This window comes from Pseudomonas sp. P1_F7, from assembly GCF_056405655.1.
In genome coordinates, this window is the sequence record NZ_JBFUBR010000008.1 from 53,272 (window position 1) to 65,789 (window position 12,518).

11 protein-coding genes and 1 pseudogene are annotated in these 12,518 nt (G+C 61.0%); 8 read left to right on the top strand and 4 right to left on the bottom strand.

The window, feature by feature from the left end; translation table 11 throughout:
• Positions 1–136: 136 nt before the first annotated feature.
• Genes AC1D1M_RS13825 through phnE form a run of 4 tightly spaced genes read left to right on the top strand, consistent with a single transcriptional unit; the run spans position 137 to position 3,367 of the window.
• A complete protein-coding gene (locus AC1D1M_RS13825; protein ID WP_477776051.1) occupies positions 137–988 on the top strand; it encodes a putative selenate ABC transporter substrate-binding protein in 852 nt (283 codons plus the stop codon).
• A complete protein-coding gene (locus AC1D1M_RS13830; RefSeq protein WP_477776052.1) occupies positions 985–1,782 on the top strand; it encodes a phosphonate ABC transporter ATP-binding protein in 798 nt (265 codons plus the stop codon). Before AC1D1M_RS13825 ends, AC1D1M_RS13830 begins: the two co-directional genes overlap by 4 nt.
• On the top strand, positions 1,776–2,603 hold the full coding sequence (locus AC1D1M_RS13835) for a PhnE/PtxC family ABC transporter permease (protein ID WP_477776053.1): 828 nt from the start codon (positions 1,776–1,778) through the stop codon (positions 2,601–2,603). The genes AC1D1M_RS13830 and AC1D1M_RS13835 overlap by 7 nt, the downstream gene beginning before the upstream one ends.
• Positions 2,600–3,367: a phosphonate ABC transporter, permease protein PhnE gene (gene phnE, locus AC1D1M_RS13840; protein ID WP_477776054.1), complete on the top strand. Its 768-nt coding sequence runs from the start codon at positions 2,600–2,602 to the stop codon at positions 3,365–3,367. Before AC1D1M_RS13835 ends, phnE begins: the two co-directional genes overlap by 4 nt.
• 187 nt (positions 3,368–3,554) lie before the next feature.
• Here phnE and AC1D1M_RS13845 read toward each other — a convergent pair whose 3' ends face one another.
• Entirely contained in the window at positions 3,555–4,172 is a 618-nt protein-coding gene (locus AC1D1M_RS13845) for a dTMP kinase (protein ID WP_477776055.1), read from the bottom strand.
• A gap of 253 nt (positions 4,173–4,425) precedes the next feature.
• Positions 4,426–5,592 (bottom strand): MFS transporter, encoded by a 1,167-nt coding sequence (locus tag AC1D1M_RS13850; protein ID WP_048392538.1) that lies wholly within the window; start codon positions 5,590–5,592, stop codon positions 4,426–4,428.
• 94 nt (positions 5,593–5,686) lie between these two features.
• Between AC1D1M_RS13850 and AC1D1M_RS13855 the strand changes: the two genes are divergently transcribed.
• The 4 genes and pseudogenes from AC1D1M_RS13855 to AC1D1M_RS13870 all read left to right on the top strand — a co-directional run bounded on the left by AC1D1M_RS13855 (position 5,687) and on the right by AC1D1M_RS13870 (position 10,009).
• Positions 5,687–6,580, top strand: coding sequence for a LysR family transcriptional regulator (locus AC1D1M_RS13855; RefSeq protein WP_367371874.1), 894 nt, complete (start codon positions 5,687–5,689; stop codon positions 6,578–6,580).
• Positions 6,581–7,509: 929 nt separating this feature from the next.
• Positions 7,510–8,190, top strand: a pseudogene (locus AC1D1M_RS13860) (transposase); the annotation flags it as partial.
• A gap of 186 nt (positions 8,191–8,376) precedes the next feature.
• Positions 8,377–9,618, top strand: coding sequence for an NADH:flavin oxidoreductase (locus tag AC1D1M_RS13865; RefSeq protein ID WP_477776056.1), 1,242 nt, complete (start codon positions 8,377–8,379; stop codon positions 9,616–9,618).
• 127 nt (positions 9,619–9,745) lie between these two features.
• Positions 9,746–10,009: a hypothetical protein gene (locus tag AC1D1M_RS13870; RefSeq protein ID WP_477776057.1), complete on the top strand. Its 264-nt coding sequence runs from the start codon at positions 9,746–9,748 to the stop codon at positions 10,007–10,009.
• 64 nt (positions 10,010–10,073) lie between these two features.
• On the opposite strand, the gene AC1D1M_RS13875 is transcribed toward AC1D1M_RS13870, so the two are convergent.
• Together AC1D1M_RS13875 and AC1D1M_RS13880 are read right to left on the bottom strand one after the other, a co-directional pair.
• Entirely contained in the window at positions 10,074–11,549 is a 1,476-nt protein-coding gene (locus AC1D1M_RS13875) for an FAD-dependent oxidoreductase (protein ID WP_477776058.1), read from the bottom strand.
• 18 nt (positions 11,550–11,567) lie between these two features.
• Positions 11,568–12,359 (bottom strand): SDR family oxidoreductase, encoded by a 792-nt coding sequence (locus AC1D1M_RS13880; protein WP_477776059.1) that lies wholly within the window; start codon positions 12,357–12,359, stop codon positions 11,568–11,570.
• Between the last annotated feature and the right edge of the window lie 159 nt (positions 12,360–12,518).

Below are 12,518 nucleotides of genomic sequence, written 5' to 3' on the forward strand. Positions count from 1 at the left end.
CCTGTTGCCATGCTGGTCAAGCACGCAAGAGTCCCTATAATCGCGGCGTTTTCGTCTACCCTCACGAAGCGTCGTGCAGCAATCAGCTTGTGCGGGGCGCATCGACATTTTTCCGCTATTGAACCGGAGAACTTCCATGCTCAAACGTACCCTGGCCTTGGCCATTGGCCTTACCCTGTCCTTTTCCACCCTGCTGGCACAGGCTGCCGACACATTGAAAGTCAGCGCCATTCCTGACGAAGCCCCCACCGAACTGCTGCGCAAGTTCAAGCCGCTTGGCGAGTATCTGGAGAAGCAACTGGGCATGAAGGTCGAGTTCGTACCGGTGTCCGACTACCCGGCAGTGGTCGAGGCCCTGGCAACCGACCGTATCGACATGGCCTGGCTGGGCGGCTTCACCTTCGTGCAGGCGCGACTGAAAACCGGCAATGCCATTCCATTGGTACAGCGTGAGCAGGATGCGCAGTTCACCAGCAAATTCATCACCGCCGACCCGGCCGTCAAGTCGCTGGCCGACCTCAAGGGCAAGTCCTTTGCCTTCGGTTCGGTCTCGTCGACGTCGGGCAGTTTGATGCCGCGCTATTTCATGCTGCAGGACGGCATCAAGCCTGAAACCTATTTCAGTCGCGTCGGTTACTCCGGCGCCCATGACGCCACGGTCGCCTGGGTTCAGGCTGGCAAAGTGGATGCCGGCGTACTCAATGCCAGCGTCTGGGAAAAACTGGTCAAGGCCGGCAAGGTCGACACCGACAAGGTCAAGGTCTTCGCCACCACGCCGACCTACTTCGACTACAACTGGACCGTGCGCGGCACCCTCGACCCGGCCCTCGCCAACAAAATCAAGACGGCCTTCCTCGCGCTCGACCCGGCCAACCCGGAGCAAAAAGCGATTCTGGATCTGCAAGCCGCCAGCCGCTTCATCGAGACCAAGCCTGAGAACTACAAGGGCATCGAGGAAGCCGCGCGCGCTGCCGACCTGCTGAAATGACCTTGCACCTGAACCGGGTCAGCCTCACCCACGGCAACGGCGTGCGTGCGCTGCATGAGGTCGACCTGCACATCGCTGCCGGTGAGCAGGTCGCAATCATCGGTCCGTCCGGTGCCGGCAAGTCGAGCCTGCTCAACGTGCTGGCCACCGCCCTGCGCCCGGACGACGGTGCGGTCGAAGTACTCGGCGAGCACGCCTGGCAGCTTGGCGCCCATCGGCGTCAGCAGCTGCGGGCGCGCATCGGCCTGGTTCACCAGGCGCCACCCCTGCCACCGCGGCAACGGGTGGTCACCGCAGTGCTGGCCGGCAAGCTGGGGCAATGGGGTTTTGCCAAAAGCCTGCTGAGCCTGCTGCATCCGGTGGATGTTCCGGGCGCGCGGGCGGCACTGGTCAAGCTGGATCTGGGTGACAAGCTGTTCGCCCAGTGCCAGCAATTGTCCGGCGGCCAACTGCAGCGCGTGGGAATTGCCCGCGTGCTGTACCAGGCGCCCGAAGTGCTGCTGGCCGATGAGCCGGTGTCGGCGATGGACCCGGTGCTGGCCGGGCACACCCTGTCAGTCCTCTGCCGCCATGCGCAGGAACACAAGGTGACCCTGGTCGCCAGCCTGCATGCGGTGGAACTGGCCCTGACGCACTTTTCACGCATCATCGGTTTGCGCGACGGCAAGGTCCTGTTCGATCTTCCCGCCAGCGACGTCGACCACGATTTGCTCGACAAGCTCTACGCCAACGAGCAACTGCTATCGCCGCCCGTTCCGGTGGCGCCCTTGAGCCTGCAGATTCCACGATGCTGACGCGCGATACACGAGACCCGGCCACCCTGCCTCGCCTGTTGCTCAGTCTGTTGGCGCTTGCCCTGCTGTGGCCCGGCATCCATTTCAGCGAACTGGACCTGGGTGTGCTGCTCCAGGCTGACAGCCAGAGTGAGATGGGCCGGTTTGTTTCGGCCTTCTGGCCGCCCGCCCATGGCGAAGAATTCTTGCAGCTGTTATGGCAAGCGACGTTGCAAACGCTGGCCATCGCCACCGCCGGCATGGCCCTGGCCTTGCTGTTGGCCATCCCCGCCAGCCTGCTGGCCAGCCGGGCGTTGTCGCTGTCGGCGGCCTCGCGCAGTGGTCGCCCGAGCGCCTTGGGCCGGCTGTTGCGCTGGCCGGTGCGCGGGTTGCTGATCTTCCTGCGCAGCGTGCCGGAAATTGTCTGGGCCTTGCTGTTCGTGCGCGCCGTCGGCCTCGGCCCGACGGCCGGGGTGCTGGCGATTGCCATCACCTACAGCGGCATGCTGGGCAAGGTCTATGCGGAAATTTTCGAGTCGGTCGACCAGCGTCCGGCCCATGCACTGCTACAGGCCGGCAGTGGCCGGTTGGCGGCTTTCTGCTACGGCACCCTGCCCAATGTCGGCGCGGAGCTGCTGTCGTACACGGTGTATCGCTGGGAATGCGCCATCCGCGCGTCGGTGGTGATGGGCTTCGTCGGCGCCGGTGGGCTGGGCCAGCAGATCGACCTGTCGTTGCGCATGTTCGCTGGCGGTGAAGTGGCGAGCATGTTGCTGACCTTTTTCGTCCTGGTGCTGTTCGCCGATCAGATCAGCCGCCTGCTGCGCTGGAGGTTCGCATGAATCGCCTGATCAACCTGCTGCTGATCCTGTGCATCGGTGTGGCGGTCGTCGCTTCGTTCAGCTATCTGGGCATTGATCTCGGTGAACTGACGGGCAGCGGTAACCTGAAGCAGATGGGCGCCTACGTGCTGCGTTTTCTCAGCCCGGACCTGAGCGCCGGCCACCTGCAAGCCATCGGCCGTGGCGCCGTGGAAACCATGGCCATGTCGGCCCTTGGCACCTTGCTCGCGGCGGTATTCGGCCTGGTGCTGGCATTGCCGGCGGCCGGGCGTTTCGGCTGGCCGTTGCAGAGTGCGTCGCGACTGGTGCTTAACGCCCTGCGCGCCATTCCCGAACTGGTGTGGGCCGCGCTGATGGTGCTGGCTGCCGGACTCGGCCCCAACGCCGGGACCCTGGCACTGGCCATGCACACCACAGGGGTGCTCGGTCGACTCTTCGCCGAAGCATTGGAAAACACCCCGCCGCAACCGGCAGAAGCGATCCGCTTGCAGGGCGGCAACGTCGTCTGGGCCTTCTGCTACGGCACCCTGCCCAACCTGTTTCCGCAGCTGTTGGCGTACATCCTGTACCGCTGGGAAAACAACATCCGCATGGCCAGCGTGCTGGGTTTTGTTGGTGCTGGGGGGTTGGGGCAGATGCTCTATGTGAGTCTTAGTCTGTTTCAGGAGGCTCAGGCCAGTACGGTGATCCTCGCCATGCTGCTATTGGTGTTTGCCGTCGACGGGCTGAGCAGTTGGAGTCGCCAGCGCTGGGTTAAGGCGTGATGCGGAGTTGCATAGGCTTGCTCACCTGATTGCATCGACCTGAGCAACCATTTGTATGGAGTTGACTGCCGCGTTTTATGGGTATGTTCGGCAGAAAACGATCCAAAGCGGTCGGTAAGCCGAGCCAAGTTAAGCGAGCAAGGTACGGCTATCTCAACCGCATCAAGGCCGGCGCAGCGAACTTCGCCTAAGGGGCATCGAGGACTCTATAGATCTCAGAAGTCACCTGCATCGTTGCGTCTTCAATCGTTCCTTCATTACGGCATAAAACCCAGCCGTGATCTGCAATCGCTCGCTCGAACGCCTTGGTACAAGCGACATGTTCTTCCAGCTTATGGATCACAGTACTGCTCAGCCCACGCCGTCGTGCCGCTGCCCTCGCCCATGAAATATCAGGGGCGGTGACAACCCCGACATGCAGGTCTGGCACTCGCACGTTTCGATCAATGTTCAACTGTAGAATCTCTACAAACGGGACTATCCGGCGAAACACGGCATCAGACGGGTACCAGCGATCGATCAAGATGATGCTGCCTGGTGGCTGTTTAGCCAGCACGTGCTGGGAAATCCAAGTACGGCTATCAGCAAAGCGCTCACAAACCCTCAACTCCAAATCCCGGGTGGGATTTCTGACGAGTTTGTTAACGAGGGCCATTGTTTCGCCCCTATAGGGATCGCTTTTTTGCTCGCAAAGTCGGATCACCTTTTTGTTGTCTGCCCTCAGTACTTTCGTAACGGCCTCCAACAGTGTGGTTTTGCCGGTTCCCTTGGGCCCATCTAGAGAAACAAACAGCGGACGATTCATTCTTCAAATAACAATTGATATACGGTTTTTTTGCCCGGTTCGTTCGCTGGAATTGCTTGGCGCGACTACGCGAATCGAGTGGAGGGCCCTTATGAACAGACATTGATGAACACTCTAACCTGGTTTCTGGCTAATCCGACATGCTCGGCCCCCTCACTCAGGGTAAATATCTGGAGCCGCCCCTCGCCAAGGGCAGCAATTCTACTACTTGCCGCCACTCATCGATGGTAACGAACCACTCCCCCCATCTTCGTCACACCACTGCTGCTTCAATCGTTCTGGAACGCCAGGCATAAGCCAACACCATCAGCAGCCCCAGAGCAGCCATCGCCGCTCCGGCCAGGGAAATCGCCGGATAACCCAGACCAGCGTTGATCACCGCTCCGCCCAGCGCTGCGCCAATCGCGTTGCCAAAATTGAAGGCGCCAATGTTCACCGCAGAGGCAAGATTGGGCGCGTCCTTCGCTGCTTCCATGACGCGCATCTGTAGCGGCGGCACCAGGGCGAAACTGGCGATACCCCATATCAGGATGGCCAGAGCAGCCGGCACCGTCCAACGCATCAGCAGGGTGAACGCCAGCAAGACGAGAATCAGAACGCTTAGCGAGACGATCAAGGTGCGATCTATCGAGCGGTCGGCGGCCTTGCCGCCCCACATATTGCCCAGCGTCAACCCCACACCAAAAAGCACCAGCATGGCGGTGATGTAGGCGGTGGAACTATTGGTCTCGCTGCTGAGGATCGGCGCGATGTAGGTGAAGACGGTAAACATTGCGCTCGATCCGACTACGGTCAGGGCCAACGCGCCCAGCACCGGACCACGCCCCAGTACCCGAATTTCGGCCATTACACCGACGCTTTGCGGCGTCTTCAGGTTAGGCAGGGCGAACCACAACGCGGCCATGGTCACCACGCCGAGGCCGGTAATTCCCCAGAAAGCGGTGCGCCAACCGAACAGTTCACCAAACCAGGCGGCCAGCGGCACACCGCCGATGGTCGCCAGGGTCAGGCCCATGAACATCGCCGCAACCGCCCCGGCACGTTTCTCCGGGGCGACCACGCTGGCGGCGACGATGGAGCCAACGCCAAAAAATGCACCATGGTTCAGTGAGGTCACCACCCTGGCGACCATGAGGCTGTAGTAATCGGTGGCCAGGGCTGACATCAGATTACCCAGGGTGAAAATCGCCATAAGCCCGATCAGCAGATAGCGCCGGGGAATCCTGCCGGTGGTCAGGGTCATCAGCGGTGCGCCGAGCAATACGCCCAGCGCATAAGCACTGACCAGCAAACCGGCGGCGGGAATGGAAACGCCCAGATCCGCAGCGATACCCGGCAACATGCCCATAGGGGCGAACTCTGTTACGCCGATGCCAAAGGCACCGATGGCGAGCGCGACAAGTGGTGGGTTGATACGCATGGAAGGCTCCTTATCTATGCCGCTAATGCTACGATCCAGTCTTTTCAGGCGGTAGATAGCATTTTTGGCAATCACCTTTGCGCAGGAGGCACAAGTGGATTTCAACGGCAGGTCAGGTGAAATGAGCGTGTTCACCACCGTGGCGCAGGAAGGCAGCCTGTCGGCCGCCGCGCGTGCACTGGGCCTGACACCCTCGGCAGTCAGTCGGATCATCGCGCGTACCGAGCAACGTCTTGGCACCCGCCTGCTGTTGCGCACCACCCGAGCGATCACCTTCACTGCCGAGGGCGAAGCGTTCCTGCGCGGCGCTCGGCGTATCCTGGCCGACATGGACGAGGTCGAAGAAGCCATCGCCGACCAGGGCGTACCCAGGGGGCGATTGCGGGTCAGTGCCGCCCTTGGCCATGGGCGGCTGGCCATCGTTCCCTTGGTCGCAGCATTCAGCGCCCGTTACCCGAACATCGTCGTCGACCTCACCCTCGGCGACGAAGTGGTCGACATTCTCGGCGGGCAGGCCGACGTCGCGGTCCGCTTTGGCCATCTGCCCGACAGCCCGCTGACCGCGCGCAGGATCGGCGACACCGGCCAGGTAGTGGTGGCATCGCCCGAGTATCTGCAGCGCCACGGCATCCCCCAGGAACCGGAAGACCTGCTACAGCACAACTGCCTGCGCTTCAACTTCCGGCGTGCCGAACCCAACTGGCCGTTCATCCGCGATGGAAAGGAGTTTTCCCTAAAGGTCAGCGGCAACATCGAATGCAGCAGTGGTGAAGCGCTGGCACAACTCGCGCGAGTAGGTGCCGGCATTGCACGTATCGGTGAGTTCAGCGTGAGCGAGGATCTGCAGCGCGGCGACCTGATTCCGCTGTTGGAAGCCTGGAACCCCGGGGACCAGGAACCGATTCATGCGGTGTTCGTCGGCGGGGCGACAATGCCGGCGCGGGTGCGATTGTTCGTGGACTTCTTGCTGGAACATCACCGGATGTAAGCGGAGGCGTAAGCTGATATTTCCGGGTACTTGTGATGTTGAAGTGACCAAAACATTTTTGGGTGCACTATCAATAGATGGTTTGCCTTACTGGAACAATCGTGAGCTCTGGCATTGATGGGTCGTCCGCACGTCTTAAATGGCCGTCGTGAAAGACCGCTTTTGGCCGATTGCTGACGGTCATAACGTAGTTTTGGTCGCGCCTAACAGAGACTAGGTTTGCCGATGAAATGCCCCCCGTTGAGGCCCGAGTCTGTCTTGGGTTTACACGCTTTGTCGCTTTGAATCCTCTTATAAGATTAATTTCGGTTTTCGGCTCGCGGCCTGACACGGCGCTGCTTTCGGCGCTTTTGGTCTTGTCGGGCATCTTGCTCCTGTCTTGTTCTGCAATCGGCTTTTTCCACGGGTTTATTCCTCGACTGTGGTTGATTCTTGGAGGGACTTGCAGGCCTTTTGTTTTGCGGCTTCCAGCGCTTGACCCGAATTTTCGTTTCTACCGTCCTTCAACCCACGAATCAGGGTAAAACCCTTGCCGTCTGAAGCCATCCCAAAGCTGCAGGTGACGACAGTCAGCAATCAGCCAGAAGCGGCCCTTCACACTGAATCGATGTTGCGACCGGGCTAACAGCGCTTGCTCAGGAGCCATGTACATCTTGAGTTCATTGCCCATCACCCCGCCTCAACCTGGTTGGACTTCCGGGATTCCAGTATTGGCGGCAGGCCGCTCTACGATGAAACCACCTATTTGAATGCCTTGAGGAAGCGCGGTTCACCGCTCCTGAAGAACCTCGATTTAGGTTGACTGACTTCCTCAGGGCGTGAAGCTGCCTTTCGCGAAAGGCAGCTAGCGGCCGACTCTGTTGAAAAAGTAGCTCCCCTATCTGGCCTGCGGCAACATATCTGCATTGGCCAGCAGGGAAGCACGCAGCATGATGGGACAGTTATCGAGTGGGCAGGAGCGACTGTTTTACTCGTTCAACCTTGAAGATCACATCCCAGCCAATCACCTTCTGCGCAGCATTGATCGGTGTCTCGATCTGAGCGACTTGCGCCATTACCTCGCCGATTTCTACAGCCCGATTGGGCGTCCTTCGATTGATCCTGAGTTGATGATCCGCATGCTGATCGTGAGCTACTGCTACGGTATTCGCTCCGAGCGGCGGCTGTGCGAAGAAACCCATCTGAACCTGGCGTATCGCTGGTTCTGCCGGTTGAGCCTTGAAGATGAGGTACCCAATCACTCGACCTTTTCTAAGAATCGACACGGCCGTTTCCGGGACATTGATCTGTTTCGTTGGTTATTTAATGAGGTGCTGCGCCGCTGCATGGACGCCGGCTTGGTCAAGAGCGAAGGATTTGCCGTGGACGCCAGCATCATTAAGGCGGATGCGAGTCGTCAACGTGGCGTACCGGGTGATGAACAGGTCAACTGGAGCGATCCGGCCCTGAGCACCCGCGCCGTGCGTGAGTATCTTGAGGCACTCGATGAAGAGGCTCTGGCCGAAACGCTACCGAAGCGCCTATCGCTGACTGATCCTCAAGCCCGCTGGACCGCAGCTCCAGGTGGCCCAGCGTTCTACGCTTACTCCACGAATTATCTGATCGATACAATGCCAAGGTAAAGCTGGTGCTGCAGATCGCGGGCTGCCCCGATTAAGCTTGGCGCCAATGCCCCGCTTTCGCGTTCACCCCTAGTCCTGTCGGACGATGTTGCTGCCGGGAGGGAGGGAGAACAATCCCGCCCGTTCCTGGGCAGGAACCGCTGCACTGACAATTAGAACAACAAAAGGTTAGCCATGCAGAACAACAACGTTCAGGCCATTGCGCCGTCACCCTTCAGCCCGCTGACCATTGGCCCGCTGACACTGCGCAACCGTTTCATCAAGTCCGCCACCAACGAGGGCATGTCCCCCAACGGCGTTCCAAGCAAACAGATGGCCAGGTTCCATGGCGACATCGCTGCCGGTGGCGTGGGCATGACCACGCTGGCCTACTGTGCCGTCAGCCCGGATGGCTGTACGCTGCCGAACCAGATCGTCCTCGGCCGGGATAACCTTGTGCACCTGCGCGTGCTCACCGACGCCGTGCATCGCCATGGCGCCGCGGCCTCGGCACAGATCACCCACGGCGGCTGCTTCACCTTTTTGCCGCCGCGGCAGACCGCGCGCCCGCTGTCCGCCAGCGGCGGCTTCAACAAGGTTGGCATGCTCAGCGGCATGTTCCGCAAGCAGGCGATGACCGAGGTCGACATGCTGCGGGTCGCCGACGAGTTCGTGCGCGGCGCGCGGCTGGTTCGCGAGGCCGGCTTCGATGCGGTTGAACTGCACATGGGCCACGGCTATCTGCTCAGCCAGTTCATTTCGCCGTTGTACAACAAGCGCCGCGACCAGTATGGCGGCAGCCTGGACAATCGCCTGCGCTTCCCCAGCCTGGTGCTGCGCAAGGTGCTCGATGCGGTGGGCAAGGACCTGGCGGTGGTATGCAAGTTCAGCATCACCGAGGGCGTGCGGGCCGGCAATACCGCCGAGGACGGCGCCGCCATCGCCCGTATCCTCGAACGTGAGGGCGCGCACCTGCTGGTGTTGAGCGCGGGGATGAACGTCGAGTCGACGACCACCATGTTCGGCTCCACCTTTCCCAAGGAAAACCGCGTCACCGTCCGCAACCCGATCATCGCCGCCGGCATGTTCATCCAGAGCCTAATCGAACCCAAGGTGGAGTTCCGCGAGCTGTACCTGCTCGAGCATGCCCGCAAGATCCGGACGGCAGTGAAGATGCCGCTGGCCTACCTGGGCGGGGCCAAGAGCCTGGCCGGGATCGAGCGGCTGATGGCCGAGGGCTTCGACGCCGTGACCATGGGGCGCGTGCTGATCGCCGAGCACGACTATGTCAACAAGCTGCAGTCGGGTATCAGTCGCGACTCGATCTGCACCGCCTGCAATCGCTGCGTGGCGATGATGTACACCCCGGGCGGCACCTCCTGCGTGCTGGGACAACCCGGTGATCCGCAGCTCAACAGCCAGGGCGCCGCGTCCTGATTCCGGGCGCACACTTTCCCATAGCCAGGACTAAAACAATGCCTACTACTCTGATAACCGGTTCCGCGTCAGGAATCGGCGCGGCTACCCGTCAGTTGCTGCAGTCCATCGGCCATGAGGTCGTGGGGTGGATTTTCGCAATGCCGACATCCACGGCGATCTGTCCGGCCACGCGGGGCGCCAGCAGGTGTTGGAGGCGTTGCATGAGCGCCTGGGCGGTCGCCTCGACAGCATGGTGCTGTGCGCAGGTCTCGGACCCCAGGTGAAACCGGAGAGCGAAATATCCCCGGCGGTGGCGTTCCTGCTCAGCACCCAGGCCAGCTTCATCAATGGCGCCCAACTGTTCGTCGATGGAGGCATCGACGCCCAGATCCGACCGACGCGGTTCTGAGCCCGGCGGATGCTGCTGCGGTTCGCCGCCACTGCGTTGGGTGCGCAGTGGCGGCCCGTTAGCCCTACTTTCGCGCTTTCGCGGCATGCAACCCAGCCTGGCGACCGAAGAAGGTCGCATCCGCCAGGGACATGCCGGAACTGTAGCCGCCGCCCCAACGGGGCAACCCGCACGCAGTACGCCCTGCCGCATACAGGCCGCCTATCGGCTCACGCTTTTCCGTGAGGACCTCGCCAGTCGGCAGGGTATCCAACCCTCCCAGGGTAAAGTGTGGGTAGAACGCATAATCGACTCGGCAATCCAGCGCAACGAACGGCGGCTCGTTGAGTGGTTTGAGCCATTTCGCGGCTTTGTGGAACAGCGGGTCGCTGCCATCGGCGGCATGGCGGTTGTACAGCGCTACCGTGGAGACTAAGGCGCCCTCGGGGAGCCCAAGATCCCCTTCCACCTCCTCCCAGGTTTCGCCTGCCGCGGCAATCTGGATGCGTGTGAAGTCCGCGGGCGGCTGGAACGTGGCGTTATCGACCAGCAGGTAAATGCGCTCGCCCATCTGCTGCATGATGTGATAGCCGACGCGGCCGTGATAGCAATCCTCATTGATGAATCGCTGGCCACGCTCATTGATGAAAATCCCATTGATCAGCGATTCGGGCGCATAAAACGGCAGGCTCAGGAAGGCCTCGCCCATGTGGATCGCCGCGCCCCCCACGCTCATCCCCAGGAGGATGCCCGTGCCATTGTCGCCAGGGGTTCCGATGGGATTGTCGGAGCGCAGCAAATGCGGCACGTGGCGTTTGACCATATCGCGATTCATCACGAAGCCGCCGGCACACAGGATGACGCCGTTGCGGGCCCGGGCAAAACAGATCTGGCCAGCGATCCGAACCACCACGCCATGGACATGATTGGCCTCATCGGCAATCAGGGCGAGCACCCGGCTGTCATAGCGAACCTCCACGCCGAGCGTTTCGACGCGCGCGGCCAGTGTGTCCATCAACATGCGCCCGCCGCCCCAGCCGGTCCACTGCGGCGTGTGTCCGCGCGGGCACGGCTTGGCGTGCTCCACGAACGGCCATGCCTCTTCACTGCCGGACCAGATCAGGCAGTCGTCTGTCACTGGCTCTAGCATTTTTTCCGGCAAAAACGTGTTCTTGTACTTGACCCCTTGCGCGACCAGCCACTCATAGTGACCAAGACTATTCTCCGCATATAGGCGTACCTTCGACTCGTCGGCGTCGGCGCCGCCTGCCATCATCAAATAACGGAAAAGGTCTTCGGTGTCGTCGCTGAAGCCAGCTTGCCGCTGAGCGGGCGTGCCACCGCTGCCACCCAGATAGATTTCGCCCCCCGACAGAGCGCTGGTGCCGCCGTGGCCGGAGGCGGCTTCCAGAAGCGTCACGGCCGCGCCCGCGCCGGCGGCTTCAATGGCGGCACAAGCGCCTGCGGCGCCAAAACCGACGACAATGACATCTGTCTCTAGGTCCCATTTGGGAACCTGATGGGTCCGGCAGGGCCGTGAAGAAGAAAAATTCAATGACATAAGTGGCGTCCCGTGATGTCACGCTATGAAGTCGCCGCCATTGACGTCGAGTGTTGCGCCGGTAATCGCGCTGGCGTAATCGGATACCAGAAAGAGTGCGGCTCTGGCACATTCATCGTCGGTCGGTATGCGCCCGAGCGCGATATTAGCGGCGATCGGTGCAACGATATCGGCCTCCGGCACCTGGTATTCGGCCGCTGCCTGCTGGACATAACCCTGTACCGGCGCGCCCCACATCCAGCCCATATGGACATTGTTGGCCCGCACACCATGAGATCCCAGTTCCCTGGCCAGGTACTTGACCGCCACTGCCAGAGCGCCCTTGGACGCCGCGTAGCCCGATTCGCCTGGAAACGGTCTGCGCGTGGCCTGGGTGTTGATCATGACGATTGCGCCGTTACCCTGCTTTTTCATGTGCGGCAGGATTTCCTGCGTCAGCGTCATGGTGCCGATGACATTGGTGTCGAAGACCGAGCGCCAGCTATCGAGATCAGCCTGCTCGATCGCTTCAGGGAAATTGCCATGCACGTAGGCACTGTTCACCAATGCATCGATCCGGCCGAACCGCTCGATCGTTTGGTCTGCCAGGCGCTTGCATTGCGACCTGTCATTAATGTCGGTCACCACCTTGAGTACCTCGCATTGCGTGCCCAGATCGCGAATCCGCGCCTCTGCATCGTCCAGCTTTGCGGCTGTGCGTGCGGCGAGAATCACCGCATGCGCGCCTTCGCGCGCGGCTTCGATGGCAAGCTTGACACCCAGGCCGGGACCGATACCGGACACCACGACGACTTTGTTTCGTAGCAACATTTCAATGTCTCCAGTTATTGTTATTCGTATGGATTTGAAAGGTCACCCTATAAGTGAGCGGCGGCCACGTTCTTCGTCCGGCTGGACTAAGTGACTGCGCCTGGTGCGTGCAGTCGCCGGGAACGACTTGGGCTGCGGGCGAACGACAGATCCCGAATA

Bases quoted from the DNA above. Each gene is read 5' to 3' on its own strand.
- AC1D1M_RS13825 (WP_477776051.1), top strand. From the start codon at position 137: ATGCTCAAACGTACCCTGGCCTTGGCCATTGGCCTTACCCTGTCCTTT.
- AC1D1M_RS13850 (WP_048392538.1), bottom strand. From the start codon at position 5,592: ATGCGTATCAACCCACCACTTGTCGCGCTCGCCATCGGTGCCTTTGGC.
- AC1D1M_RS13830 (WP_477776052.1), top strand. From the start codon at position 985: ATGACCTTGCACCTGAACCGGGTCAGCCTCACCCACGGCAACGGCGTG.
- AC1D1M_RS13875 (WP_477776058.1), bottom strand. From the start codon at position 11,549: ATGTCATTGAATTTTTCTTCTTCACGGCCCTGCCGGACCCATCAGGTT.
- AC1D1M_RS13865 (WP_477776056.1), top strand. From the start codon at position 8,377: ATGCAGAACAACAACGTTCAGGCCATTGCGCCGTCACCCTTCAGCCCG.
- AC1D1M_RS13880 (WP_477776059.1), bottom strand. From the start codon at position 12,359: ATGTTGCTACGAAACAAAGTCGTCGTGGTGTCCGGTATCGGTCCCGGC.
- AC1D1M_RS13835 (WP_477776053.1), top strand. From the start codon at position 1,776: ATGCTGACGCGCGATACACGAGACCCGGCCACCCTGCCTCGCCTGTTG.
- phnE (WP_477776054.1), top strand. From the start codon at position 2,600: ATGAATCGCCTGATCAACCTGCTGCTGATCCTGTGCATCGGTGTGGCG.
- AC1D1M_RS13845 (WP_477776055.1), bottom strand. From the start codon at position 4,172: ATGAATCGTCCGCTGTTTGTTTCTCTAGATGGGCCCAAGGGAACCGGC.